This window comes from Duganella phyllosphaerae, assembly GCF_001758785.1.
Classification (GTDB): Bacteria; Pseudomonadota; Gammaproteobacteria; order Burkholderiales; family Burkholderiaceae_D; genus Rugamonas; species Rugamonas phyllosphaerae.
Map to the genome: position 1 here is coordinate 1 of NZ_LROM01000147.1, position 25168 is coordinate 25168.

Sequence of the window (25168 nt, forward strand, 5' to 3'; positions counted from 1 at the left end):
GCGCTGGGCTACGCGGTGGAAGTGCTGCCGCTGCTCGAGATCACGCCGCTGGCGGAGCCCACCGAACTGCTGGCCGCGCTCGAGCGCCTGACCTCGTCCGCTGCTTCGGCGTCCGCTCCTTCCGCGCCCGCACCTTATTACGCGTTGGTCGCCTTCGTCTCGCCCAACGCCATCGACGCCGCTTTTGTTCACTTGAAAACCGTGCCGTCCGGCGTCACCTGGGCCGTGGTGGGCGAGGGCAGCCGGGTAGCGCTGGCCGCCCACGGCGTGGCGTCGCCCGGCGCCCACGTCGTCAGCCCGCTCGACGCCGCCCGCAGCGACTCCGAGCACCTGCTGCAAGCACTGGACCTGGCCGCGCTCGACGGCAAGCGCGCCCTGATCATTCGTGGCGACGGCGGCCGCGAACTGCTGGCCGACGGCCTGCGCGCGGCCGGCGCCCAGGTGGACGTGGTGCCGGCCTACCGGCGTGCGGCGCCGTCGCTCAGCCCCGAGCTGGAAGCAACGCTGCGGCGCCTGCTGGCGCAGGACAACGACTGGATCATCACCAGCTCGGAGGCGCTGCGCGGCCTGCACGGCCTGCTGGCTGAACTCGATGCGCGTGCGCCAGCGGGGGAAATACCGTGTGTTGTATCAATGCAACAACAGCATTTGATCGTCCCGCATGCCCGGATCGCGGAGACTGCGCATAATCTCGGCTTTTCCCGGACCACCCTCACCGGATCAGGCGACGAACGGTTGCTGGCCGCGCTACAATCACTCCTATGAACGAACTGCCTACATTACCCGACCCCGCCGTCTCCGGAGCTTCCGGTCCCGAGACTTCGGCCGCGCCGTCCAAGCCGGTCCTGTCGTCTTCCGAGCCCACCTTGCTCGCCACGCTGCAGCAGCCCAAGGTGCTGCTGATCGGCGTGGTGGTGCTGGCGGTCCTGCTGGCCGGGCAAACCTGGTCGTCGCACCGGCAGCTCGGCAAACTGCGCCAGGAAATGGCGCTACGCCTGCAAAAGGGCGACACCATCAACGGCGAGACCAACAACCTGGCGCGCCAGGTGCAGGAGTCGAGCCGCGAACTGCAGGCCAAGGTGAATGTGCTGGAAAGCCGCCAGCAGGAGTCGCAAAGCCAGCAACTGGCGCTCGAACAGCTGTACCAGGACTTGTCCAAGAACCGCGACGAGTGGGCGCTCACCGAGATCGAACAGGTGCTGTCCACCGCCAGCCAGCAGCTGCAACTGGCCGGCAACGTGCCGGGTGCGCTGATCGCGCTGCAAAACGCCGACCGCAGCCTGTCGCGCTCGGACAAGCCGCAGTTCATCACCATCCGCCGCGCCATTGCCAAGGACACCGAAAAGCTCAAGGCCCTGCCCAATGTCGATTCGGTGGGCGTGGCGCTGCGTCTCGACAATGTGATCGCCCAGGTCGACACGCTGCCCATGCTGTCGGACGAAAAGCCCACGCTGCCGGCGCCAACGCCGCGCAAGGTGCGCAAGCCGGTGCTCGATAAAAACGGCAAGCCGGTAGCGGTGGTGGCGGGCGCCGAAGCAGAACCGGAATCGACGCCTTGGCTGCAGTCGCTGCAAGGCGCCTGGACCGGCTGGAGCAGCGAAATGTGGACCGATGTGCGCCAGCTGATCCGCGTGCGCAGCGTCGAGCATCCCGATGCGCTGATGGTGTCACCAAGCCAGGCCTACTTCATGCGCGAGAACCTCAAGCTGCGCCTGCTCAACGCCCGCATGGCACTGTTGTCGCGCAACGAGACCGCGTTCCGCGCCGACCTGGTTGCCGCCCAGGAGGCGCTGGTCAAGTATTACGACACCCGCGCCCGCGCCACCCAAAGCGTGCAGGCGCTGCTGCGCCAGGTCCAGAGCAGCAACCTGGCCATCGAGATGCCCACCTTGTCCGACAGCCTGAACGCGGTACGCAACTACAAGGCCAAGCCCTAGCATGCGGATATTTCTCTGGATAGTCGCCCTGATGGCTGCGGCCATCGGCATCGCCGTGACGGCCCGCTTCAACCCCGGCAACGTGGTGCTGTTTTATCCGCCGCACCGCATCGACCTGTCGCTCAATTTCTTCTGCGTGCTGCTGGCGCTGCTGTTCGTGCTGCTGTACGTGGTGATCCGCGCGGTGCGCGCCACCGTCAAGATGCCGCGCAAGGTCGCCGCCTACCGCCAGCAAAAACGCGAGCGCGATGGCAACAAGGGACTGCGCGAAGCATTGAAGGCGCTGTTCGAGGGCCGCTTCGGCCATGCCGAAAAAGCCGCCCTGCGCGCCTCGGAACTGCCGGAAAATGCCGGCGTGGCCGCGCTGATCGGCGCCCGCGCCGCGCACCGCATGCGCCAGGCCGCCCGTCGCGACCAGTGGCTCGCGCGCCTGCAGGACGACAACGCCATGAAAACCGCGCGCCTGATGACCATGACCGAACTGCTGGTGGACGACCACCAGCCCGAAGCCGCGCTGGCCGCCGTGCGCGAACTCAATGCCAGCGGCACCCGTCACATCCACGCGCTGCAATGGTCGCTCAAGGCCCAGCAGCAGGCCAAGAACTGGCCCGAGGTGCTGCGCCTGGTGCGTTCGCTCGACAAGCACCGCGCGCTGCATCCGGCGCTGTCGTCGCGTTTGCGCGAGCTGGCCTACGAAGACCTGCTCAGCGACAAATCGCACGATGCCGAGTCGCTGCTGCGGGTATGGTCCACGGTGCCCAACGCCGACCGCATCAAGCCCTACATCGCCTGCCGCGCCGCTACCGCGCTGAACGCGCGCGGCCTGCACGACGAAGCGCGCCTGGTGGCCGAAGAATCGCTCAATGCCGACTGGGACGACCGCGTCATTCGCACCTACCGCGAAGCGGCGGCGCCTGCCGGATCGGCTGCTTTGCTCACGCAAATCAACCACTGCGAACGCTGGATGCAAACCCGTCCGACCGATGCCGAACTGGCGCTCACATTGGGTTCGCTGTGCCTGAAGCAGAAACTGTGGGGCAAGGCTCAGCGCCACCTGGAGCAAGCCTTGTCCGACGCGGCCGACCCGCGCATGGTGCGCGAATCGCACCTGAAGCTGGCGCAGCTGCACGAAGCGCTGCAGCAGACGGAGGAAGCGGCCAGCCACTACCGCCAGTGCGCGCTGGCGACCGTTCTCTAAAACCTGTAATTGGCGGTCAGCGCCACGCTGCGCGGATCGCCATACACGCCGGTCCCGTACGATCCCATCCCCGGCATATACGTCTTGTCGAGCACGTTGTTGACGTTCAGCGTCACGCTCACGCGGCGGTTGATGTCGTACCGCGCCAGCAACCCCAGCACCGCGTACGACGGCTGCGTCGCGCGCCAGCGGCGGGCGTCCGACGCCTGGTAATAGGTCTCGCTCTGCCACGTCAGCGAACCGCCCACCGTCAGTTGGTTCAGCGCCCCCGCCAGCTGGTACGCCGTGCTCAGTTTGAATAAATGCTTGGGCTGGTTGGTATTGACCGCGCTTAAGATCACATCGGGCTGCGAAGGGATGCGCGACATGCGGAAGGTGTAGCCACCCGCGACATTCCACCTTGGCGCCGCCTGGCCCGACACTTCCAGTTCCACGCCCTTGCTGGTCACGCCCTCGATCGGGCGGTAGATCTCGCCGCCGGTGGCGGCGTTGATGCCCACGTATTGGGCCGAGTTGTTTTGCTCGGTGCGAAAGAGGGCGATGCCGGCGTTCAGGCGCTGGTCGAAGAATTCGCCCTTGACGCCTGCTTCGACGTTCTTGCCTGTCAGCGGATCGAGCGAGCGGTCGCTGGCGTCCTTGTAATAGGTTTGCGGACGGAAGATGTCGGTATAGCTGGCGTACACCGACCAGTTGCGGTGGAAGTCGTACACCACGCCCGCGTAGGGCACCACTTTTTCGCCGATGTCGAGGTTGTCGGCCACCGCGCGCACGCCGGCGTTATTGACCTGGAAGTCGACCAGCTTGTACCAGCTCATGCGCGCGCCCAGGATCACCGACAACTGGTCGGTCGGGCGCAGGCGGGTAGCCAGCGACAAGCCCTTTTCGGTGATGGTGGTCTCGCGGTCGGCGCGCTTGGGGTACGATGCCGGCTTTGCCAGGTTGCCGTCCCAGGCAAAATAGTCGGGCACCGGGATCAGGGCCGGGCTGGTGTAGAGCTGGGCATCTTTCACTGCGCGCGAATAACCGGCGCCCAGCATCAGTTCATGCTGGCGGCCGAACAGCGTGAACGGGCCGGTCAACGCCAGGTTGGCGGTGTCGGTGGCGGCCTGGGTGGGCAGCAGGCCGGCCAGCAGCCGCACGCCGGCGCCGGTAACCCGGTCCACCGCACCGTTGTAGGCCGAGCCATATTCCACTTCCTTCGACTGCTTGAGGTGGCTGGCCGCCAGGTCCAGCTTCCAGCCGCTGGCGAAGCTGTGCTTGAGCGCGGCGAAAGTATTGGTGCTGTTGTTGTCCCAGTACGACCAGCGCGCGGCCGGGTTGAGCGAACGGCGGAAAGCGGTTTGCGTACCGTCGCTGTAGAACAGCGGAAGATGGCCGAAGGTAGCGCCGTCTGCGCGCGAGCGCATGTAATCGATGCCCACCGTCAGCAAGGTGCGCGGACCGAGGTCGGCCTCGATGATGGCGTAGGCGTTGCGGGTGTCGCGCTGGTAGTAGTCGATGTACGAGTCGGCGTTTTGCGCAGCCAGCACCACGCGCCCGCGCACGCTGCCGCTGGCGTTGAGCGGCCCCGACACATCGGCCACGCCGCGATAGCGGTGCCACGAGCCGGCGCTGGCATTGAGGGAGCCGGCAAACTCGCTGGTAGGGCGCTTGCGCACCAGGTTGATGGTGGCGGACGGATTGCCGGCGCCGGTCAGCAGGCCGGCGGCGCCGCGCACCACTTCCACGTGATCGTAGATGGCGCTGTCGCCGATGGCGGTGGTGTACTGGTTGGAGCTGTCGAGGGTATTGGGCACGCCGTCGAACTGGAAATTCTCGATGGTGTAGCCGCGCGCATAAAAGGTGGCGCGTTCGCTGTCGTTGCGGCCCACGGTCACCCCCACGGTTTTTTCCAGGATGTCGGGCACGGTGATCAGCGCCTGGTCGTCCATCTGCTGGCGCGTGATCACGCTCACCGATTGCGGCGTCTCGCGTGCCGATAGCCCCAGGCGGGTGGCGGTGCTCATCGAGCGCATGCCGTAAGCGCCGCTGTTTTCGGTGACGTTGTCCGCCTCGGGCCGGGCCGAGACGCTGATGGTGTCGAGAGTCTGGGCGACGGCGGCTGGCGCGGCGACCCGGCGCACGCTGAAACCGCGGTCGCCCAGGCTGACCACCTCCAGGCCGCTGCCGGCCAGCAGCGCGGCAAAGCCGGAGGCCGGCGTGTGCGGGCCTTGCAGGCCGGGCGAAGTGCGATCGGCAGCGAGCGCCGGATCGAACGACAGCGCCGCGCCAGCGGCCGCCGCGAACTGGTTGAGCACGGCGGCCAGCGGTCCGGCGGGGATCTGGTAGGTGCGGGTGGCTTCGGCCGCAGCGGCGAAAGCCAGCGGCATTGCGAGCGGCATGGCAAGCGCCAATGCCAGGGGTGTCAAACGGTGAGTGAACATGCGGGCCTTGTTAAGTTGGACAATCAGGGAGTTCCTGTCCTGTAGGCCGGATGAGACGCAAAAAGCGGAAAATTTCTTGTGAAAATATTTTAGCGCGGTCCCAGCGTGACCCAGTACCGCGTGATGCTGCGCTGGCGCAGCGGGAAGGTACGGATGAGCAGGACCAGCGCACGGTCGGTGTCGGTCAGCGGAAACACGCCGGAAATGCGCAAGTTGGCGACTGCCGGATCGCAACCCAGCCGGCCATGGCGATAGCGCGACAGCTCTTCCAGCACTTCGGCCAGGCTGCGGTCGTTGACCAGCAAATGGCCCGAGCGCCACTGGCCGGCATAGTCGGCCGCAGGCTGCGGCGCTTCGACGCTGGTACTGGTGAAGCGTGCCTGTTGCCCGGCGCGCAGCAGTACGGCTTGACGGTCGGCAGTGCGTATCGCCACCGCGTGTTCGAGCACCGCCACCTCGGTGTAGCCACCTGGCTGGCCGCCCAATGGACCATCGACCTGGCGCACCGTAAAGCGCGTGCCCAGCGCGGTGATGCTGCCTTGTGCGGTTTGCACCATGAACGGACGCGAATCGACCGCCTGCTGCCGCTGCAGTTGGCGCTGGTGCGCGGTTTCGATCAGCACGGCGCCCGCCCACAGCTGTACCACCCGCGCAGTTGCCGTAAAGCGCACATCGATTGCGGTGGCGGTGTCGAGCACCATCAGCGAGCCGTCGGCAAGTTGCACCTCGCGCTGCTGACCGATGCCGGTACGGTGCTCGGCCAGCAGCGGCCGCGCAAAACCGTGCTCACCGGCGCCGCGCCAGGCCACGTAGCCGAGCGTGCCGGTGGACGCCAGCAGCGCCATGCCGCGCAGCGCCTGGCGCCGGCTGCGCGCCTGTGCGGTCAGGCGCAGTGCGGGCGCAGCGATATTGGCGGGTACTTGCAGCAGCGTGGCGCGCATGGCTTCGATGCGCTGCCAGGCGCGCCGGTGGTCCGGGTGCGCCGCCTGCCACTGGCGCCAGGCGGCGCGGTCGGCCTCGGTGGTGCTGCCCGAGCACAGGCGCGCATACCACGCCACCGCTTCCTTGCGTACGGTGGCCGCGTCGCGCGGTGCCGGCGCCGCGTCGGTTGATGGCGGTCGCGCGTTCATGGCGCCAGCAGGTAGCAGTGTTCGATGGCCTTGCACATGTGATTGCCGACCGTGCGCTTGGTCACGCCCAGTTCCGCCGCGATCTGTTCGTAGGTCAGGCCGTCCAGTTGCGACAGCAGGAACGCTTGCCGTACCTGCGGCTTCAAGCCGTCGAGCATGGCGTCGATGGCCACCAGCGCTTCGAGCATGATGGCGCGCATTTCCGGCGATGGCTGGTGGACGTCGGGCAGGGCGGCCAGCGCGTCGAGATAGGCGCGTTCGACATCCTTGCGGCGGAAAAAATCGGCCATCAGGCCACGGGCGATGGTGCCCAGGTACGCGCGCGGGGCACTCAGCGCCGGCGCCTGCAACGGGCCGCTGCGGGTGAGCACTCGCACAAAAGTATCGTGGGCGAGATCGGCGGCGTCACCGGTATTACCCATTTTTCGACGCAGCCAGCCGTGCAGCCAACCGTGGTGGTCGCTGTACAGGGTGGCCGCGCTGTGGTCGTGGAGGGTGAGGGGAGGCACGGCGCTCAGGTAAAATTAAATGGTAATCATTCTCATCTGAGTCATCATATCATCCCTGCGGCGTGGGCGCCACCACCAACAATCGGGGCCGCGCACCGGTGCTGCGCCGCACAAGCAGCCTGTACTTCGCTATAATTACGCCGTTAATTTACGCTGTTTCGATTGTCCGATTGTCAGCACCCTCCCAACAAGGAAAACCCATGAGCTTGAACAAAGTGCCTTCGGGCCGCGATGTGCCTAACGACTTCAACGTGATCATCGAAATCCCGATGAACGCCGATCCGATCAAGTACGAAGTCGATAAAGATTCGGGCGCGATCTTCGTGGACCGTTTCATGGGCACCGCCATGCACTACCCGTGCAACTATGGCTATGTGCCGAACACTCTGTCGGACGACGGCGATCCGGTCGATGTGCTGGTGATCACCCCGTTCCCGCTGATCCCGGGCGTGGTCGTGCGCTGCCGTCCTATCGGCGTGCTGAAAATGACCGACGAATCCGGTGAAGACGCCAAAGTCCTGGCCGTGCCGGTCGATAAAGTACTGTCGATCTACAGCCACTGGCAAAAGCCGGAAGACCTGAACGAACTGCGCCTGCGCCAGATCCAGCACTTCTTCGAGCACTACAAGGACCTGGAAAAAGGCAAATGGGTCAAGATCGACGGCTGGTACGGCGTTGAAGATGCCAAACAGGAAATCCTGAACGGCGTGGCGTCGTACAACAAGGAAAACGCTGCCGGCTGATACGCCAGCGTGACATGGAAAAGCCCGGCCGCACTGTGATTGTGCGGCCGGGCTTTTTTGTGGCCAATTCTTTCGCGCGGACGTTTCAGGGGCGGCGCCAATCGGTACGCAATCGATGTGCAATCGATTGCAAAATGGGTTGGGCGCGATTGCCACGTACCAGCGATGCGCTAGCACGCAGCAGATCAGTTGCGCGCGTAAGCCTCTACCTTCGTCTCGGTCCCGGCCATGGCTGCGCCAGCCAGTTCGGCTTCCGCCTCGCGGCGCAGGCGCGACATGTACTGCGGCGTGATGCCGAGGTACGAGGCGATGGCGCGCTGCGAGATGCGCGACTCGAGTCCCGGATATTCTTCGCGGAACGCGGCGAGGCGCTCCTGGGCCGACGTTTCGCCCGCTGCATAGGCGCGCATAGCCAGGTTGTGCATGCCGTGCATGGCTGCCTGCAGGTGATAATGCTGCATCACCTCGCTTTGAGCGCGCAGCGCACTGGCCTGGGTCCAGTCCAGCGTAAAGCCGTGGATGGTGGTTTCCGCGACCAGGAACTGCACCGCCGGCTGGCCGTTCTCGCCGGCGATCAGGTCGGTGAGGGTGGTGGCCGATTCGCCCTCGCGATAAAAGCGCAGGGTCACTTCCACGCCGTCGCGATTGAAGAAGCCGCTGCGCGCCACGCCACTGGCCAGCCAGTGCACCTGGGTGGCAACGGCACCGGCGCGCTGCAGGAACTCGCCCTTGCGCACAGTGAATGGCTGGGCGATCTGCGCCAGCTGGTCGGTTACGTTGGTATAGGCCTCTTCAGTGACGCCGAGTCGTTTCATCGTGGCGGCCTTGAAGCGGTTCCGTTGTTTAATAAAATCTGAATTCATTGTTTTGCGTCACGTGTTGTGACAAAACCGTCAACGGGCATAGAGTATAGGCGCGATTGAAAATGCTGTGAAGCAATCTGGTTTCATCCATGGTCAGAGTGTTGCTACCGCTAACATTCTACCCTTTTAACGAAATTCTCACACATCTACGTACGGGATGCCCTTATTTAAAGGGTGCATGCTCGGCCAATTCGTCGATATATTGCTCGATCGCCGCCGTTTCCTGCGCCAGGAAGTCGCCGATGGCTGCGGCAAATCGCGGGTCCGCCACCCAGTGTGCCGACCACGTGGGCGTGGGCGACAGGCCGCGCGACATCTTGTGCACCCCCTGGGCGCCGCCCTCGAACCGGGCGATGCCATGGGTAATGCAATACTCGATAGCTTGCACGTAGCAAGTTTCAAAGTGCAGGCCGGAGACAAATTCGGTCGTGCCCCAGTAGCGTCCGTACATGATGCCGCCGCCGACCAGGTTGAGCGCGACGGCCACCGGCTGGCCATCGCGCTGCGCCAGCACGATCATGATGTGCTCGGCCATCTGCGCGCGCAACTGCTCGAAAAAGGCCAGGTTCAGGTAGGGCTTGTTGCCATGCGCCAAGTAGGTGGACACGTAGCACTGGTAAAAGAATGCCATCACCTCGGGCGTAATGGCGGCACCGGCCAGGTGCTGGAAGGTGATGCCGGCATCAAACACCCGGCGCCGGTCCTGGCGGATTTTCTTGCGTTTATCCATCTTGAAGCCGGCCAGGAAGGCGTCGAAATCGGCGTAGCCCTGGTTTTCCCAGTGGAACTGCACGCCTTCGCGCAGCATGAAGCCGGCCGCCGCCAGCGCCTGCCGGTCATCTTCGTCGGGAAACAGGATGTGCAGCGACGAGGTCTCCAGCTGGCGCGCCACTTGCAGCACGGCGCGCGCGAGAAGGGCGCGATCTTCCGTGCTGCGCGCCAACAGGCGGCTGCCCGTCACCGGCGAGAACGGTACGGCCGACAGCAGCTTGGGATAATACTCGATGCCATTGCGGTGGAAGGCGTCGGCCCAGGCGTGGTCGAACACGTATTCGCCGCGGCTGTGGTGCTTGAGGTAGAGCGGCATGGCGCCATGCAGCACGCCATTGCGATACATGACCAGGTAGCGCGGGGTCCAGCCAGTTTGCGGGCAGGCACAGCGGGTGGTGTGCAAGGTGTGGAGAAAGCGGTATGCGAGCGTGGGATTGTCGCCGGCCAGCGCCTGCCATTGCTGCTCGTCCACGCCTTCCAGCGACTCGATGATCGAAAACTCTGCTTCTGACACACTTCCTCCTGCCGCATGATAGTGGGCCAAGTCTAGCGTATCCACGGCCTTTGCGTTGGCGGGGCGCATGCGATAATTGGTGTCCATGCCTGTGCACCACTGTCGGAAAGAATCCAAATGAGCTCGAATTTCCTCAATCTGTACACCCATGACTTCGCCCGCGTGGCCATTGCCGCGCCGGTGTGCCGCATCGCCGACCCGGTCTATAACGCGCAGCAGACCATTTTGCTGGCCGAACAGGCGGCCGAGCAGGGCGCGGCGCTGGTGGCGTTCCCCGAACTGGGCCTGGCCGCCTACACCTGCGACGACCTGTTCCACCAGCGCGCGCTGCTCGACGCCTGCCTCGACGCCCTGGCCGAGATCGTCAACGCCTCGCTCCAGTGGAAGATGGCGGTGGTGGTTGGCGTGCCGCTGCGCGTCGAGCACCAGCTCTACAACTGCGCGGTGGTGGTGGCCAACGGCCAGATCCAGGGCGTGGTGCCCAAGACTTACCTGCCCAACTACGGCGAGTTCTACGAAGCGCGCCAGTTCAGCAGCGGCGACTACGCGGTCGCGGTCGAGCTGGACCTGCTCGGTGAGCGCGTGCAGTTCGGCACCGGCCTGCTGTTCGAAGTGGCCGACGTGCCGCTGCTCAAATTCCATGTCGAGATTTGCGAGGACGTGTGGGTGCCGGTGCCGCCGTCGTCGTTCGCGGCGCTGGCCGGCGCCACCGTGCTGGTCAACCTGTCGGCCTCGAACGCGGTGATCGGCAAGTCCGGCTACCGCAACCAGCTGGTCGGCAACCAGTCGGCGCGCTGCATTGCCGCCTACCTGTACACCTCCGCCGGCGGCGGCGAATCGACCACCGATATGGCATGGGACGGCCAGGGCGTGATCTTCGAGAACGGCGAACTGCTGGCCGAGTCGAAACGCTTTACCGATGCGCCGGTACTGACCTTTGCCGACATCGACCTCGAGCGCCTGTCGCGCGAGCGCATGCGCATGAACACCTTTGCCCAGTCGGTGCAGCGTCACGCCGCCGAAGTGAACAAGTTCCGCACCGTGTTTTTCGAACTGGAACTGTCGCGCGAAGCACCGCTGGCGCTGCGCCGCTGCGTCGAGCGTTTCCCTTACGTGCCGGCCGATGCGCGCCGCCGCGACGAGCGCTGCGACGAGGTCTACAACATCCAGGTGCAGGCGCTGGCCCAGCGCTTAAGTTCCAGCGGCATCAAGAAGGTCGTCATCGGCGTCTCTGGCGGACTCGATTCCACCCATGCGCTGCTGGTGTGCGCGCGCGTGATGGACAAGCTGGGCCTGCCACGCACCAACATCCTGGCCTACACCATGCCGGGCTTTGCCACCAGCGACCGCACCCTCAAGCAGGCGCACGCGCTGATGCAGCTGGTGGGCTGCTCGGCGCAGGAAATCGATATCCGCCCCAGCTGCATCCAGATGCTCAAGGACCTGGGCCATCCGTACTCGGAGGGCCAGGCACAGTACGACATCACGTTCGAGAACGTGCAGGCCGGCGAGCGTACCAACCATTTGTTCCGCCTGGCTAATCACCACGGCGGCATCGTGGTCGGTACCGGCGACCTGAGCGAACTGGCGCTGGGCTGGTGCACGTACGGCGTGGGCGACCACATGTCGCATTACAACGTCAACGCCAGCGTGCCGAAAACCCTGATCTCGCACCTGGTGCGCTGGGTGGCCGAGTCCGGCGTTATCGGCCGCAACGATGCACAGGTGCTGCTCGACATCCTCGGCACCGAGATCAGCCCCGAGCTGGTGCCCGGCACTGCCGGCGACCAGCCCGAGCAGCGCACCGAGAGCACCATCGGCCCGTACGAATTGCAAGATTTTAATTTGTACTACGTGCTGCGCTTCGGCTTTGCGCCGTCCAAGGTGGCGTTCCTGGCGCTTAACGCCTGGCGCGACAAGGAACTGGGCCGCTGGCCCGACGGCGACCACGTGGCGCGCAACCAGTACGACCTGGCTGCCATCAAGCACAACCTGGGCATCTTCCTCGACCGCTTCTTCCGCACCAGCCAGTTCAAGCGCAGCTGCGTGCCGAACGGACCGAAGGTGGGCAGCGGCGGTTCGCTGTCGCCGCGCGGCGACTGGCGCGCGCCCAGCGATGGTCAAAGCGTTGTCTGGATGGAAGAATGTCGCGCCATTCCGGTGCATGACTGACAATTCGCGATTCGCGGTATCACCGCCGCTGGCAAGTGCGCTGTTGTCGATTACAATAGATCCAATGCTATTGCTGGCAAAGAATTTTTGATACGAAATTAGGAGAAGTCATGAAACAGATTACCGCAGTAATCAAGCCGTTCAAGCTGGACGAAGTGCGCGAAGCGCTGGCCGAAGTGAACGTGACCGGCCTGACGGTGACCGAGGTCAAGGGCTTTGGCCGCCAGAAGGGCCACACCGAACTGTATCGTGGCGCCGAGTACGTGGTCGACTTCCTGCCGAAGGTCAAGGTCGAAGTGGTGGTGGACGATGGCGTGGCCGAGCAGGTGGTGGACGCCATCATCAAGGCGGCCCGCACCGGCAAGATCGGCGACGGCAAGATCTTCGTGCAAAACGTCGAGCAGGTGATCCGCATCCGTACCGGCGAAACCGGCCCGGACGCAGTATAAATTCAGCGGTTACCCCGCCGCTCCCGTTCGGGAGCGGCTTGACGGCAGCCCGCAGCTGTCGTTCCTGTTTTACCTATCCCCCTTGATTATTACGGTGTCGCGACCAGGTCGACCGCATCCCAGGCGTAGCCGGGGCTCAGGTACTTGACGCCGCTCGAGCCGCTGACGGCGGTCAGCGTCAACGTGTTCTGGCCTGCCACCAGCGCGCTGGCCGGGATGTTGAAGGTCAGCATGGTGTTGTTGCCGCGATATGTGCCAACCGTGAGCGTGCGCGTTTTCGGCTGGGTGGGCGCGGCCGGGATTGCCGAACTCCAGTTGTTGACCGCGATCTTGGGACGGCCGCCGGCGAAGCCCACCGTGATGCCGGCCCGCAAGGTGTAAGCGCGGATCTCGCTTTGCGCCAGGTTGAAGCGGATCACCAGGTTGCCGTTCACCTCCTTCCATTGGTAGGCCGGGAAGCCGGTGGCCGGGGTGGACGTGCCGATCACGTAGTCCGGTACGGTCCAGGCGGCCATGCGCACATCCTGCGGGTGCATGGTGGTCAGCTTGGTGCCGTTGATGAACTCGTTTGGCGTGCCGTCCCAGTTGCCGATGCGCCACTTGGGCGCGACGCTGCTCGGGTCGCCCGTGATGGTCACCGTGTTGAGCGTGGTGACAGCGCCGGCGTTGACGGTCACGCTGCGGGTATCGACCGCCAGCTCGTTCTTGTAGACCGTCATGGTGTAGGTGCCGGGCAGCATGCCGGCGCTGCTGTAGTAGCCGGTGGACGGGTTGACGTCGGCGTAGTACTGGGCCGTGGCATTGGCAAAACCGACCGTGTACGGGTAGTTGGCGTCGCGGTTGGCGATGCCCACGCCGGCCACGCCGCCGCGGCCGGTAGCCGGCACGTAGCCGAGCAGGCCCATGCCGGCAAACCACGAGGTATCGACAGCGCCTGGCGCAGCGCCATTGGTGAAGGTCATCGTATAGATGTTGAGGATGCCGGGGCGGAAGGCCTCGGTCTGCGCCTCGCCGTAATTGATGATGTAGGTGATTTCCTGGTTGGTGTCGGTGCCCTGGTTGAGCAGGCTGCGGTAGAAGGGGCCGCCCGAGCCGCCTTCATGGTTGTCGCGGACGATCCACAAACCGGCGCTGGCGCTGGTGGCGCCGATGTAGCGCCAGTCCTTGAGTCGCTTGTTCGAGTAATGCTTGGAGCGGGTTTCGCCGTTGGGCAGGCCGAACACGTCGCCCGATTCGATGGCGCCGTTGGTGCCGCGCAGGTCGGACGGCACCGGGCCGTTGGGCAGCGCGGCGATCGGCACCCGGACGATGAAGCGCGCCAGGCCCAGCGTGCTCGGTTCGCTGGTGAAGTAGGTGCCCATGTAGATATTCGGGTCGCCCCGGCGCGCCATGTAGTAATGGGTGAGGTCGCCCGCCTGCACGGTGATCTTGACGGTATCGGCGCCGACGGTGGTGGCGGTCACCGCCACGGCCGAGACGTTGTTGTACAGGTAGTCGAAGCCCGAGTTGAGCTGGCTGCCGCGCGACTGGTCCTGGTATTGCACGCCGTTGTACATCATCGAGGCGATATCGCCGGCCGACTGGGTGCTCACGCCATTGTCGGTGCGACGGATCTTGAACACCAGCCCGGCGCCGGTGTCGACGGTATAGAAGTTGGCGTCCTGGGTCAGGCCGAAGGTCGCGGCATTGGCCGTGGTGGCATCGGCGCCCGCGACGGTGGTGGTGGCGAGGGTTCGTGCAGCCGGCGTGGTGGTGCTGCTGTCGCTGGCACTGCCGCCGCAGCCGGCGAGCAGGGATAGCGCTGCTGCGCCGGTCAGGACGCGCAGGGTGTTGGTTTCCATGATGGTGTCTCCCTAAATATATTATTGATATTGAATAGGGCGCGCCGGCACGCTGCATACATAGTCTTGCGTTGTCCGGCAGCGGTCAACGCCGCGAATGCAACAATTGCAAATAAATCATTGAGCTGATTGCCAGCATTTCATTATTTGTCCGACGGTAAATGCAGGTCGAATTTCCACGTCACCAGGCGCATCACGGTGATCGAGGCGGCGCTTACCCACAGGGCGACGTCGTCGGAGATCTCGGTGTACTGCAGGCCGATGTACAGCCAGCAACCGAAGAACGCGCAGATGGCGTAGGGTTTGCCGTCGCGGAAGACCATCGGCACTTCGTTGCAGACGATGTCGCGCAGCACGCCGCCGAAGATGCCGGTGATCACGCCCATCATCGAGGCGATGAACAGCGGCATGCCGGCCGCCTGCGCCTGCGACACGCCCGCCACCGCGAACAGGCCCAGGCCGATGGCGTCGGCAATGACGATCAGGCGTTCGGACAGGATTTGCTTGAGCGTGCGCATCAGCGGTGCGGCGATCAGGGCCAGCACGAAAATCAGGATCGCGTATTCCTGGTGCATGACCCAGAACAGCGGCCGCCGGTCCAGCAAAATGTCGCGCAAGGTGCCGCCGCCGAACGCGGTGATGAAGGCCACCGTAAACACGCCAACGAGGTCCATGCGCTTGCGGCGCGCCTCCACGAAACCGGAAAACGCGCCCACCAGGATCGCCACGATCTCGATGACGGTGACCAGGGAGACGTGAACCGGAACGTGGGGCATGTAAGGCATCGGCGCGCTGAAATTGTGAGGAGCCTCAGGTTAACATGACGGCCGCGCGACGTGTAACTTAGTTGCTCGGCTAACATGTGCGGCAATGTCCAAGATATCGCTGTGGCTGATGTTCTCGATCAATAATGGCGATTGGACTTATTTCATTGCTGAAGGCATGATCGTGGTCAGATCAACTTTAAAGTTTGAACGATGACCGCATTATTTACTCCCTTTAGCCTCAAAGACGTCACCTTGCGCAACCGTATCGCGGTGCCGCCAATGTGCCAGTACAGCGCCACCGACGGCCTCACCAACGACTGGCACCAGGTCCATTACCCGGCCCTGGCGCGTGGTGGCGCCGGCCTGGTGATCGTGGAAGCGACGGCGGTTTCGCCGGAAGGGCGCATCACGCCCGGCTGCCTGGGCTTGTGGAATGACCAGCAGGCCGAGGGCCTGGCGCGCATTGCCGCCAGCATCAAGGCTGCCGGCGCCGTGGCCGGCATCCAGATCGCCCACGCCGGCCGCAAGGCCAGCGCCAACAAGCCTTGGGAAGGCGACGACCATATCGCGCTGGACGATCCGCGCAGCTGGCAAACCATCGCGCCGTCGGCCGTGGCATTCGGCGCCAACCTGCCGCAGGTGCCCAAGGCCATGACGCTGGACGATATCGAACGGGTAAAAGCCGATTTCGTTGCATCGGCCCAGCGGGCGCGGGATGCCGGTTTCCAGTGGCTGGAGCTGCACTTCGCCCACGGCTACCTGGCGCAAAGCTTCTTCAACGTCGACGCCAACCAGCGCGACGACGCCTACGGCGGCGACTACGCCGGCCGCAGCCGCTTCATGCTGGAAACGCTGGCAGCCGTGCGCAAGGTGTGGCCCGAGAACCTGCCGCTGACGGCCCGTTTCGGCGTGATCGAATACGACGGCCGCGACGAGCAGACGCTGGCCGAATCGATCGACGTCACGCGCGCCATGCACGCGGGCGGCCTCGATATGCTCAATGTAAGCGTGGGCTTTTCCACCCCGAACGGCAAGATCCCGTGGGGCTCGCCATTCCTGGCGCCGATCGCCGAGCGGGTACGCCGCGAAGCGGGCTTGCCGGTGGCGTCGTCGTGGGGCATCGATGCGCCGCAGGTGGCCAACCGCGTGGTGGCCGACCAGCAGATGGACCTGGTGATGATCGGCCGCGCTTTCCTGGCCAATCCGCACTATGCGGCGCAGATGGCGGCGGAGTTGCAGGTGGAACGGCCGACGTGGTTGTTGCCGGCGCCGTATGCGCACTGGCTGGAAAAATACCACCCCGGTTGAAAATATCGCTGCGGTTGAAAAATATCGCTGCGGTTGAAATGCCGATGATCTTTGCGCCGTCATTCCCGCGCAGGCGGGAATCCCATTCCGTAGCACAGCGCTGGCTCAAGCAGGAGCGTGCAGAACGCACGCAAATTGGATACCCGCCTTCGCGGGTATGACGGATATTCTGCCAACGGCCTCCGTTACGGCTTGACTGCCAGCGGTCTCCGGCGCGGCTTTTATTGGCGTTCCGGCCGCAGCGCGGCCCGCAGCAGCACCATCAGGGCGCCTTCGCCACCTTCGGATGAACGCGCCTGGCAGAACGCCACCACTTCCTCTTTTTGCACCAGCCAGCTGTGCACCATCGATTTCAAGACCGGCTCCTGGCCGCGCGAGCCGAAGCCGCGACCGTGGATCACGCACACGCAACGGTGGTTGCGCATGGTCGAGCGGCGCAGGAAATCACCGATGGCGTCGCGGGCCTGGTCACGGCGCATGCCGTGTAAATCGAGCTCGTCCTGCACCGGCCAGTGACCCTTGCGCAGCTTTTTCACCACGTCGGCACCGACGCCCGGTGCAGCGTAGTTGAGCGCCGGGTCTTCTTCGAGGTAATGATCGACTTCAAACAGGTCCGACAGCGACTCGCGCAGCACTTCGGCGTCGTCCTCGGCCTGCGTCAGCTTGCGCTTGACGGGCACGGTGACGTTGGCCGTTTTCGGCAGTTGCGGCACGTGGCGATTCGACTCGGGCAGGCGCTTGACGCCGCCCACCGCCGACTGGAAGATGTTCGCTTCCACCACCTGCGTCTTTTCCCGCTTGACGCGCTCCGCCTCGGCGGCGGCGCGCGCCTCGGTCTGCTCCCTGAGCTGCTTGCTCAGCGATTTCAGTTCCGAGAAGTCTTTCATCAGATGCTTACTCCTGTGCTTCGAGGTAGCGCTGGGCGTCCAGTGCGGCCATGCAGCCGGTGCCGGCGCTGGTAATCGCCTGGCGGTAGATATGGTCCTGCACGTCGCCGGCGGCAAACACGCCCGGGGCGGTGGTGGCGGTGGCCATGCCTTCGGTGCCCGAACGGGTCTTGATATAGCCGTTGTGCATTTCCAGCTGGCCTTCGAAGATGCCGGTGTTGGGCTTGTGGCCGATCGCCACGAACAGGCCGTGCACGGTGATCTCGGAGACGGCGCCGTCGTCGGTCGACTGCAGTTTCAGGCCGGTCACGCCGCCTTCATTGCCCAGCACTTCCTGCAAGGTGTGGTTGTACTTGATCTCGATCTTGCCTTCGGCAACCTTGGCGTTCAGGCGGTCGATCAGGATGGCTTCGGCGCGGAACTTGTCACGGCGGTGGATCAGCGTGACCTTGGTGGCGATGTTCGACAGGTACAGCGCTTCTTCGACAGCGGTGTTGCCGCCGCCGATCACGGCCACTTCCTGGTTGCGGTAGAAGAAGCCGTCGCAGGTAGCGCAGGCCGATACGCCACGGCCCATGAATTCCTGCTCGGTCGGCAGGCCCAGGTACTGGGCCGAGGCGCCGGTGGCGATGATCAGGGTGTCGCAGGTGTATTCATGGCTGTCGCCCAGCAGGCGGATCGGCTTTTCCGACAGGAAGGTCGTGTGGATGTGGTCGAACACGATCTCGGTCTTGAAGCGCTCGGCGTGCTGCAGCAGGCGCTGCATCAGGTCCGGACCTTGCACACCCATCGGATCGCCAGGCCAGTTTTCGACGTCGGTGGTGGTCATCAATTGACCGCCTTGTTCCACGCCGGTGACCAGCATCGGGTTCAGGTTGGCGCGGGCGGCATAAACGGCAGCGCTGTAGCCGGCGGGGCCGGAGCCGAGGATCAGAACGCGGGCGTGTTTGGCAGTTGTCATGGCGGGCTTCTTCGTAGATTGGAGTACTTCGGAGTTGGGGGCATCTGCGGTGGAGGCAAGGGCGATGCCTCTTGCATTCACGCAGGCAATACAAGATTATAGTGCAAGCAGAAGATCAGGATGAATCGTGGGGCGGTTGTGGTCCGTATGCCTTAAAATAGCGGTCTCTGAATCTTTCCTGTGCGATAACGTTGCAAGACCTTAATACCTATGAGCAGTAAAAAAGTTCAGGAACGCACTTCCAAATCTGGCGCAGGCGCCGGCAGCAACGCGTCTGCCGCGACCGCGGCGTCCAGCGGCGGCTATAAACGCACGCCCACCGAGCGCCAGCCGCTGCCCAATCGCCTGGTCAAGCTGCTGTCCGAAGCCCGCTGGCTGGCGCTGGCCGTGCTCGGCCTGTATTTCGTGCTGATCCTGGCCAGCTACAACAAGCTCGACCCCGGCTGGTCGCACGAAACGCTGGTGCCCAAGGTCACCAACCTCGGTGGCCGCGCCGGCGCCTGGCTGTCCGACCTGCTGTTGTATATCTTCGGCATCTCGGCCTGGTGGTGGGCGTTCTGCGTGCTGCGCTACGTGTGGCAAGGCTACCGCAGCCTCACGCAAAAATTCGTCATGACCAAGCCGGCCGAGCCCGAGCACGCGCAAGAGCCGCTGATACGCGGCATCGGTTTCGTGCTGCTGTTCATCGGCAGCGTGGGGCTGGAATACCTGCGCCTCGGTTCGCTCACGCGCCACGCCGAATTGCCGCGCGTCTCCGGTGGCGTGCTGGGCGAGCTGATCGGCCATTCGGCTCATGTCGCGTTCGGTTTTACCGGCGCTACCTTGCTGCTGCTGTTGCTGTTCGGCCTGGGTTTCAGCCTGTTCTTCCAGGTCTCCTGGCTGGCGCTGGCCGAGCGTATCGGTTTTGCCATCGAATCGGGCATCGTCTGGTTCATCCAGCGCTACCAGTACCGCGAAGACCGCCGCCAGGGCGAAGTGGCTGCCGTCAAGCGCGAGGAAACCGTCGTCATCGAGCGCGCCAAGCACGTCGAAAAGCACCCGGCGGCCACACCGATCGTCAAGATCGAGCCGCAGGTGGTCACCGTGGTCAAGTCCGAGCGCGTGGAAAAAGAGCGCCAGGCCAGCCTGTTCCAGGACCTCAACGGCAACCTGCAACTGCCGACCCTGTCGCTGCTGGACGAGGCGGCCGAGGTGCAGGAAACCGTCTCGGTCGAAACGCTGGAATTTACCAGCCGCCTGATCGAGAAAAAACTGTCGGACTTCGGCGTGGATGCCAAAGTCGTGGCCGCTTATCCGGGGCCGGTGGTCACCCGCTACGAAATCGAGCCGGCCACCGGCGTCAAAGGCAGCCAGATCGTCGGCCTGGCGCGCGACCTGGCGCGCTCGCTGTCGCTCACGTCCATCCGCGTGGTGGAAACCATTCCGGGCAAGAATTTCATGGCGCTGGAACTGCCCAACGCCAAGCGCCAGATCGTGCGCCTGTCCGAGATCGTCGGCTCCAAGGTCTACAACGACAATCCGTCGCCATTGACCGTGGCGCTGGGCAAGGACATCGCCGGCAAGCCGGTGGTGGCCGACCTGGCCAAGATGCCGCACTTGCTGGTCGCCGGTACCACCGGCTCCGGTAAATCGGTTGGTATCAACGCCACCATTTTGTCGCTGCTGTACAAGTCCGACCCGGCCGACGTGCGCATGATCCTGATCGATCCGAAGATGCTCGAAATGTCGGTGTACGAAGGCATTCCTCACCTGCTGGCGCCGGTGGTCACCGACATGCGCCAGGCCGGCCACGCGCTCAACTGGGCCGTGAACGAGATGGAGCGCCGCTACAAGCTGATGTCCAAGCTCGGTGTGCGTAACCTGGCTGGCTACAACGCCAAGATTGCGGAAGCGACCAAGCGCGAAGAGCACATCCCGAATCCATTCAGCCTGACGCCCGATTCGCCGGAGCCGCTGGAAAAACTGCCGACCATCGTCATCATCATCGACGAGCTGGCCGACCTGATGATGGTGGTCGGCAAGAAGGTGGAAGAGCTGATCGCCCGCATCGCGCAAAAGGCGCGCGCGGCCGGCCTGCACTTGATTCTGGCCACCCAGCGCCCATCTGTGGACGTGATTACCGGCCTGATCAAGGCGAATATCCCGACCCGGATCGCGTTCCAGGTCTCGTCCAAGATCGACTCGCGCACCATTCTCGACCAGATGGGCGCGGAAACCCTGCTCGGCATGGGCGACATGTTGTACATGCCTCCGGGCACCGGCTTGCCGGTGCGCGTGCACGGCGCATTCGTCTCCGACGAAGAGGTGCACCGCGTGGTGGCGCACCTGAAAACCACCGGTGAGCCGAACTACATCGAAGGCATCCTCGAGGGCGGCACGCTGGAAGGCGAGGGCGGCGCCGAAGGCGGTGCAGCTGGCGATGCCGGCGGCGAAGCCGATCCGATGTACGACCAGGCGGTGCAGGTGGTGCTCAAGAACCGCCGGGCGTCGATTTCGCTGGTGCAGCGTCACCTGCGCATCGGCTACAACCGCGCGGCGCGCTTGCTGGAACAAATGGAAAATAGCGGCGTGGTTTCGGCCATGCAATCGAACGGCAACCGCGACATCCTGGTGCCCGCTGCCAGCGCAGAATAAGGAAAGCAATATGATGCAGTTCAAGATGCAGTTGAGCAAACCCGCAGCCCTGCTGGCGATGGCCGGCGCGCTGCTGGCCGGCTCGGTCCACGCCAGTGCGCTGGAGCAGTTCAAGTCCTTCGTGGCCACCACCAAGGCTGCCAAGGGCGAGTTCACCCAGCGCCAGGTGAAGAGCGAGGGCAGCGCCAAGTCCAAGCCCACGCCACCGTCGAGCGGCACCTTTTTGTTCGCCCGCCCGGGCAAGTTCATCTGGACGTACACCAAGCCGTACGAACAGGTATTGCAGGCCGACGGCGAGCAGCTGTTCATCTTCGACAAGGACCTGAACCAGGTCACGACCAAGAAACTCGGCGACGCGCTCGGCTCGTCGCCGGCAGCCATCCTGTTCGGCAGCAACGACCTGGAAAAGAGTTTTACCCTGTCGGAAGCGGGTACGCGTGACGGCCTCGAATGGCTCAAAGCTGTACCGAAAGCCAAGGATTCGAGCTTCGAGCAAATCACCATCGGCCTGCGCAACGGCTTGCCGGAGGCGATGGAGCTGAAAGATTCGTTCGGGCAGACGTCGGTATTGGCGCTGTCGAAAATCGAGAAGAACCCGGCGCTGACCGCCACCAGCTTCAAGTTCGTGATGCCCAAGGGCGCGGACGTTTTCAAAAACTGAGTAGTTCGCTTGCTAAAAACGGGACCGCTTGATTTACCTCCGCGCTTCAATCCGTCATTCCCGCGCAGGCGGGAATCCATAGACCGCGTGGTCATCCGCTCAGCATCGATTCCCGCTTTCGCGGCGGTCCGCCGATGCGGAATGACGGACCAAAGTTTTGCAGCAATCTCCAATCCACACCATGGCAGACCTCTTCACCAACGAACCGCGCCAACCCCTGGCCGAAGCCCTGCGCCCCAAGACGCTCGATGAAGTCATCGGCCAGCGCCACCTGCTGGGCCCCGGCAAGCCGCTGCGCCTCGCCTTCGAATCGGGCCAACCGCATTCGATGATCTTGTGGGGCCCGCCCGGCGTCGGCAAGACCACGCTGGCGCGCCTGACCGCCAACGCCTTCGACTGCGAATTCATCGCCCTGTCGGCCGTGTTTTCGGGCGTCAAGGATATCCGCGCCGCCATGGAACAGGCCCAGCAGAACCTGGTGCTGGGCAAGCACACGATCCTGTTCGTGGACGAGATCCACCGCTTCAACAAGTCGCAACAGGACGCGCTGCTGCCGTACGCCGAATCGGGCCTGGTCACGCTGATCGGCGCCACCACCGAGAACCCGTCGTTCGAAGTGAACTCGGCGCTGCTGTCGCGCGCGCAAGTCTACGTGCTCAAGTCGTTTGACGAGACCGAACTGCGCGAGATGGTGGACAAGGCGCGGGCGAAGGTGCTGTCGCACCTGGAGTTCGACGATGCCGCGCTTGACACCCTGATCGGCTATGCCGACGGCGACGGCCGCCGCCTGCTCAACCTGCTCGAGCAAACCAGCACCGCCGCCAACGCCGCCAAGACCAACAAGATTACGCCTGCCTTTATCGAAAACGCGCTGACGCTCAACGCGCGCCGGTTCGACAAGGGCGGCGACAATTTCTACGACCAGATCTCGGCGCTGCACAAGTCGGTGCGCGGCTCGAACCCGGACGCGGCGCTGTACTGGCTCACCCGCATGCTCGATGGCGGCGCCGATGCGCGCTACCTGTCGCGCCGCATCGTGCGCATGGCGTGGGAAGACATCGGCCTGGCCGACCCGCGCGCCATGCAGATCGCCAACGACGCTGCCACCACGTTCGAGCGCCTGGGCTCGCCGGAAGGCGAACTGGCGCTGGGCCAGGCCGTGATTTACCTGGCCATCGCGGCCAAGAGCAACGCCGGCTACAACGCCTACAACCAGGCCAGGGCGTTCGTCAAAACCGACAAGAGCCGCGAAGTACCGGTGCACCTGCGCAACGCCCCGACCAAGCTGATGAAAGAACTCGGCTACGGCCACGAGTACCGCTACGCCCACGACGAACCGAACGCCTACGCCGCCGGCGAAACTTACTTTCCGGACGATATGCGCGAGCCGGGCTGGTACCAGCCGGTGCCGCGTGGGTTGGAGAGCAAGATTGCCGAGAAGTTGGCATTCCTGCGCCAGCTCGATGCCGACGCCGGAAAAACCTGACACCTAGCTAGAGGAATCCCATGCAACAGCTGGTAGTCGATGGCATCGACATCTACATCGATGGGCCCGAGGAAGATGAGCACGCCGAGACCATCGTGATGGTCCATGGCTGGCCCGATACGTATCGGCTGTGGGAATCCCAGGTGGCTGCGCTCAGGCATCGCTACCGCTGCGTGCGCTTTACCTTGCCCGGCTTCGATAACACCAAACAGCGCCGCTCGTACACGCTGGACGCGACCATGCGCATCCTGCTGCACATCGTCAACAGCGTCAGCCGCAAACAGCCGGTGATCCTGATGGCGCACGACTGGGGCTGCGTGTTCGGCTACGAGTTTTACATGCGTAACCGGGCCCTGGTGTCGCGCATCGTCGGGGTCGATATCGGCGACGCCAATTCCGAAACCACGCTGCGTTCGCGCTCGATGGGGCAGCGCATGATGCTCAACGGGTACCAGAATGTGCTGGCGCTGGGCTGGGCGATTGGCGGCGTGATCGGCAATGTCGTCACGCGTGCCATGGCCAGCATCATGAAAGTGCCGTCGCCGCGCGCACACATTTACTCTGGCATGAACTATCCGTATTACATCCTCACGGCCGGCAATATCGGTTCGTACCGGGCGCTGGTGCCGTTCAAGCCGCGCGTGCCGATGTTGTTCATCTACGGCATCCGCAAGCCGTTCATGTTCCATTCCGGGCCGTGGACCGAGATGCTGGCGGCGAGAAAAGGGTGCAAGGTGGTGGCGTTCGATACCGGGCATTGGCCGATGGTGAGTCAACCGGAGCGGTTCAACCAGGTGGTGCTGGACTGGCTCGATGGCGTGGCCGAGGCGGCGCCGAAAGAAGAAGGGGAAGGGGAGGTCGTGGTTACTGAAGAGCAGGCCGCCCCGGATGACAACGGGGCGGCCTGAAAATTAAAGCATTAAATATAGACGATCAGCGCAGGCGGATCGGCTTGGTGTAAGGAGCAAACGGTGGCGCCGGCAGTTGCACGTCGGCATAGGCCTTGCGGAAGCATTCGGCCTTCTTGTTGTCCACGTCGGTGGTGCTCTTGACGACTTTACCAGCGCTGTCCAGGGTCAGGATGATGGTGACCGGGTACTTGGACATGTCGTGGCAATTGCCGCGATCGTCGAGCTTGTGGGTGTTGTTATAGTTGAGCGACACTTCTTCATACTTGGTCGCCTTGTCGTTAGGGAACTGGGCGTTGAACTTGGCCATCTCGCCAGCGAACGACGGATTGACCGGTGGCGGCGCTTCGTTTTCCGGTGGACCGCTCATGGTCGAGCAACCGGCAGCGAGTGCCATCAATGCGCCCATGGCGCCCATTTTCAGGAATTGTGTTTTCAAGTTATTCTCCGATAGGCTTGTTGTTGATTCATCGTACACATTTCATTCACGATATGGCGCACGATTAGTTGCGTAGTTGAAATCCTGCAAGCTCGCCAGCGGCTCGCCAGCGGCTCGCCTCCGGCAAGTCCCCTCCAAAGCGCCGCGTCCGGCTATATCGGCACCGGTTTTTTGCATTCCAGCCGCCGTTTACCGCGCTTCATCGCATCTGCCGCGCAAGCCATACGCCCTTTAGCTACAGTACATCCATCGCAGGACAACTTGTAGCCACCCACCCCAAGGAGCGCATCATGAACATCGCCAAACACATGGAAAGCATCTTCCTCGCTGCCGCCGTCATCGCCGGCGCCACCAGCCTGGCCAGCGCCGCCGACGCCGACGCCACCCGCTTGGCGATGAGCGCCCCGGTCACCCAGATCGTGGTCCATCACGCCAAGATGCCAGTGGTGGTCGTGGCCGCCAAACGCTTGAGCGCCGCCGAAAAAGCCGCGCTGTAACGAAAGCCCCGGCAGGGGCAGCCGGCGGGCTGCGTAAAACTCGCTGGGAACGGACTTCCTCTTGGTACAA

General features: G+C 63.9%; 22 protein-coding genes. 12 read left to right on the forward strand and 10 right to left on the reverse strand.

All coding sequences use genetic code 11. The annotated features are described in order from the left end of the window. From DUPY_RS24040 to DUPY_RS24050, 3 genes are all read left to right on the forward strand, one after another. Positions 1 to 765, forward strand: a 765-nt coding sequence (locus DUPY_RS24040; RefSeq protein ID WP_070251680.1) for a uroporphyrinogen-III synthase, incomplete at its 5' end; no start/stop codon positions are given. Continuing rightward, on the forward strand, positions 762 to 1937 hold the full coding sequence (locus DUPY_RS24045) for a uroporphyrinogen-III C-methyltransferase (RefSeq protein ID WP_070251681.1): 1176 nt from the start codon (positions 762 to 764) through the stop codon (positions 1935 to 1937). The genes DUPY_RS24040 and DUPY_RS24045, both read left to right, overlap by 4 nt. A 1-nt stretch (position 1938) precedes the next feature. Further along, the gene (locus DUPY_RS24050; RefSeq protein WP_071651697.1) at positions 1939 to 3135 is read left to right on the forward strand and encodes a heme biosynthesis protein HemY; all 1197 of its coding nucleotides are present in this window, start codon (positions 1939 to 1941) and stop codon (positions 3133 to 3135) included. Here DUPY_RS24050 and DUPY_RS24055 read toward each other — a convergent pair. From DUPY_RS24055 to DUPY_RS24065, 3 genes are all read right to left on the reverse strand, one after another. Continuing rightward, complete coding sequence (locus tag DUPY_RS24055) at positions 3132 to 5516, reverse strand: TonB-dependent siderophore receptor (RefSeq protein WP_229255486.1); 2385 nt, start codon at positions 5514 to 5516, stop codon at positions 3132 to 3134. The genes DUPY_RS24050 and DUPY_RS24055 overlap by 4 nt on opposite strands. A 131-nt stretch (positions 5517 to 5647) precedes the next feature. After that, positions 5648 to 6688 (reverse strand): DUF4880 domain-containing protein, encoded by a 1041-nt coding sequence (locus tag DUPY_RS24060; RefSeq protein ID WP_070251684.1) that lies wholly within the window; start codon positions 6686 to 6688, stop codon positions 5648 to 5650. Next, positions 6685 to 7197: a sigma-70 family RNA polymerase sigma factor gene (locus DUPY_RS24065; protein ID WP_070251685.1), complete on the reverse strand. Its 513-nt coding sequence runs from the start codon at positions 7195 to 7197 to the stop codon at positions 6685 to 6687. Before DUPY_RS24065 ends, DUPY_RS24060 begins: the two co-directional genes overlap by 4 nt. A 200-nt stretch (positions 7198 to 7397) precedes the next feature. Here DUPY_RS24065 and ppa point away from each other — a divergent pair, with 200 nt between their 5' ends. Then, positions 7398 to 7940: an inorganic diphosphatase gene (gene ppa / locus DUPY_RS24070; RefSeq protein ID WP_019922024.1), complete on the forward strand. Its 543-nt coding sequence runs from the start codon at positions 7398 to 7400 to the stop codon at positions 7938 to 7940. Positions 7941 to 8125: 185 nt separating this feature from the next. Here the strand turns inward: ppa and DUPY_RS24075 are convergent, their stop codons facing one another. Then, positions 8126 to 8755, reverse strand: a complete 630-nt coding sequence (locus tag DUPY_RS24075; RefSeq protein WP_070251818.1) for a Crp/Fnr family transcriptional regulator — start codon at positions 8753 to 8755, stop codon at positions 8126 to 8128. 211 nt (positions 8756 to 8966) lie between these two features. Then, positions 8967 to 10088 carry a GNAT family N-acetyltransferase gene (locus tag DUPY_RS24080; protein ID WP_070251686.1) on the reverse strand — a complete coding sequence of 374 codons (1122 nt, stop codon included), beginning with the start codon at positions 10086 to 10088 and terminating at the stop codon, positions 8967 to 8969. 117 nt (positions 10089 to 10205) lie between these two features. Between DUPY_RS24080 and DUPY_RS24085 the strand changes: the two genes are divergently transcribed. Both DUPY_RS24085 and DUPY_RS24090 read left to right on the forward strand, forming a co-directional pair. Further along, positions 10206 to 12260, forward strand: coding sequence for an NAD(+) synthase (locus DUPY_RS24085; RefSeq protein ID WP_070251687.1), 2055 nt, complete (start codon positions 10206 to 10208; stop codon positions 12258 to 12260). Between the two features lie 110 nt (positions 12261 to 12370). Beyond that, positions 12371 to 12709 carry a P-II family nitrogen regulator gene (locus DUPY_RS24090; protein WP_019922031.1) on the forward strand — a complete coding sequence of 113 codons (339 nt, stop codon included), beginning with the start codon at positions 12371 to 12373 and terminating at the stop codon, positions 12707 to 12709. Positions 12710 to 12798: 89 nt separating this feature from the next. Here the strand turns inward: DUPY_RS24090 and DUPY_RS24095 are convergent, their stop codons facing one another. Then, positions 12799 to 14550, reverse strand: coding sequence for a rhamnogalacturonan lyase B N-terminal domain-containing protein (locus DUPY_RS24095; protein WP_070251688.1), 1752 nt, complete (start codon positions 14548 to 14550; stop codon positions 12799 to 12801). Positions 14551 to 14693: 143 nt separating this feature from the next. Continuing rightward, on the reverse strand, positions 14694 to 15326 hold the full coding sequence (locus DUPY_RS24100) for a trimeric intracellular cation channel family protein (RefSeq protein WP_070251819.1): 633 nt from the start codon (positions 15324 to 15326) through the stop codon (positions 14694 to 14696). A 201-nt stretch (positions 15327 to 15527) separates the two neighbouring features. Here DUPY_RS24100 and DUPY_RS24105 point away from each other — a divergent pair, with 201 nt between their 5' ends. After that, entirely contained in the window at positions 15528 to 16625 is a 1098-nt protein-coding gene (locus DUPY_RS24105) for an NADH:flavin oxidoreductase/NADH oxidase (RefSeq protein ID WP_070251689.1), read from the forward strand. 221 nt (positions 16626 to 16846) lie between these two features. Here DUPY_RS24105 and DUPY_RS24110 read toward each other — a convergent pair whose 3' ends face one another. Next, positions 16847 to 17512: a Smr/MutS family protein gene (locus tag DUPY_RS24110; protein WP_070251690.1), complete on the reverse strand. Its 666-nt coding sequence runs from the start codon at positions 17510 to 17512 to the stop codon at positions 16847 to 16849. 7 nt (positions 17513 to 17519) lie between these two features. After that, complete coding sequence (trxB, locus tag DUPY_RS24115) at positions 17520 to 18473, reverse strand: thioredoxin-disulfide reductase (RefSeq protein WP_070251691.1); 954 nt, start codon at positions 18471 to 18473, stop codon at positions 17520 to 17522. A gap of 210 nt (positions 18474 to 18683) precedes the next feature. Here trxB and DUPY_RS24120 point away from each other — a divergent pair, with 210 nt between their 5' ends. The 4 genes from DUPY_RS24120 (at position 18684) to DUPY_RS24135 (ending at position 24162) form a co-directional block, all read left to right on the forward strand. After that, positions 18684 to 21107 (forward strand): DNA translocase FtsK, encoded by a 2424-nt coding sequence (locus DUPY_RS24120; RefSeq protein ID WP_167359108.1) that lies wholly within the window; start codon positions 18684 to 18686, stop codon positions 21105 to 21107. Positions 21108 to 21120: 13 nt separating this feature from the next. Beyond that, positions 21121 to 21768: an outer membrane lipoprotein chaperone LolA gene (lolA, locus tag DUPY_RS24125; RefSeq protein ID WP_503826039.1), complete on the forward strand. Its 648-nt coding sequence runs from the start codon at positions 21121 to 21123 to the stop codon at positions 21766 to 21768. Between the two features lie 181 nt (positions 21769 to 21949). Beyond that, the gene (locus tag DUPY_RS24130) at positions 21950 to 23254 is read left to right on the forward strand and encodes a replication-associated recombination protein A (RefSeq protein ID WP_070251693.1); all 1305 of its coding nucleotides are present in this window, start codon (positions 21950 to 21952) and stop codon (positions 23252 to 23254) included. A gap of 20 nt (positions 23255 to 23274) precedes the next feature. Continuing rightward, entirely contained in the window at positions 23275 to 24162 is an 888-nt protein-coding gene (locus tag DUPY_RS24135) for an alpha/beta fold hydrolase (RefSeq protein ID WP_070251694.1), read from the forward strand. 25 nt (positions 24163 to 24187) lie between these two features. Here DUPY_RS24135 and DUPY_RS24140 read toward each other — a convergent pair whose 3' ends face one another. Beyond that, positions 24188 to 24601, reverse strand: coding sequence for a hypothetical protein (locus DUPY_RS24140; protein WP_229255487.1), 414 nt, complete (start codon positions 24599 to 24601; stop codon positions 24188 to 24190). Between the two features lie 290 nt (positions 24602 to 24891). Here DUPY_RS24140 and DUPY_RS24145 point away from each other — a divergent pair, with 290 nt between their 5' ends. Then, a complete protein-coding gene (locus DUPY_RS24145; RefSeq protein ID WP_070251696.1) occupies positions 24892 to 25098 on the forward strand; it encodes a hypothetical protein in 207 nt (68 codons plus the stop codon). Positions 25099 to 25168 lie beyond the last annotated feature (70 nt).

Excerpts from the sequence above, each read along its gene's own strand:
- DUPY_RS24045 (WP_070251681.1), top strand. The coding sequence starts at position 762 with ATGAACGAACTGCCTACATTACCCGACCCCGCCGTCTCCGGAGCTTCC.
- DUPY_RS24050 (WP_071651697.1), top strand. The coding sequence starts at position 1,939 with ATGCGGATATTTCTCTGGATAGTCGCCCTGATGGCTGCGGCCATCGGC.
- DUPY_RS24055 (WP_229255486.1), bottom strand. The coding sequence starts at position 5,516 with ATGCCGCTCGCAATGCCGCTGGCTTTCGCCGCTGCGGCCGAAGCCACC.
- DUPY_RS24060 (WP_070251684.1), bottom strand. The coding sequence starts at position 6,688 with ATGAACGCGCGACCGCCATCAACCGACGCGGCGCCGGCACCGCGCGAC.
- ppa (WP_019922024.1), top strand. The coding sequence starts at position 7,398 with ATGAGCTTGAACAAAGTGCCTTCGGGCCGCGATGTGCCTAACGACTTC.
- DUPY_RS24075 (WP_070251818.1), bottom strand. The coding sequence starts at position 8,755 with ATGAAACGACTCGGCGTCACTGAAGAGGCCTATACCAACGTAACCGAC.
- DUPY_RS24085 (WP_070251687.1), top strand. The coding sequence starts at position 10,206 with ATGAGCTCGAATTTCCTCAATCTGTACACCCATGACTTCGCCCGCGTG.
- DUPY_RS24090 (WP_019922031.1), top strand. The coding sequence starts at position 12,371 with ATGAAACAGATTACCGCAGTAATCAAGCCGTTCAAGCTGGACGAAGTG.
- DUPY_RS24095 (WP_070251688.1), bottom strand. The coding sequence starts at position 14,550 with ATGGAAACCAACACCCTGCGCGTCCTGACCGGCGCAGCAGCGCTATCC.
- DUPY_RS24100 (WP_070251819.1), bottom strand. The coding sequence starts at position 15,326 with ATGCCCCACGTTCCGGTTCACGTCTCCCTGGTCACCGTCATCGAGATC.
- DUPY_RS24105 (WP_070251689.1), top strand. The coding sequence starts at position 15,528 with ATGACCGCATTATTTACTCCCTTTAGCCTCAAAGACGTCACCTTGCGC.
- DUPY_RS24110 (WP_070251690.1), bottom strand. The coding sequence starts at position 17,512 with ATGAAAGACTTCTCGGAACTGAAATCGCTGAGCAAGCAGCTCAGGGAG.
- trxB (WP_070251691.1), bottom strand. The coding sequence starts at position 18,473 with ATGACAACTGCCAAACACGCCCGCGTTCTGATCCTCGGCTCCGGCCCC.
- DUPY_RS24120 (WP_167359108.1), top strand. The coding sequence starts at position 18,684 with ATGAGCAGTAAAAAAGTTCAGGAACGCACTTCCAAATCTGGCGCAGGC.
- lolA (WP_503826039.1), top strand. The coding sequence starts at position 21,121 with ATGCAGTTCAAGATGCAGTTGAGCAAACCCGCAGCCCTGCTGGCGATG.
- DUPY_RS24130 (WP_070251693.1), top strand. The coding sequence starts at position 21,950 with ATGGCAGACCTCTTCACCAACGAACCGCGCCAACCCCTGGCCGAAGCC.
- DUPY_RS24135 (WP_070251694.1), top strand. The coding sequence starts at position 23,275 with ATGCAACAGCTGGTAGTCGATGGCATCGACATCTACATCGATGGGCCC.
- DUPY_RS24145 (WP_070251696.1), top strand. The coding sequence starts at position 24,892 with ATGAACATCGCCAAACACATGGAAAGCATCTTCCTCGCTGCCGCCGTC.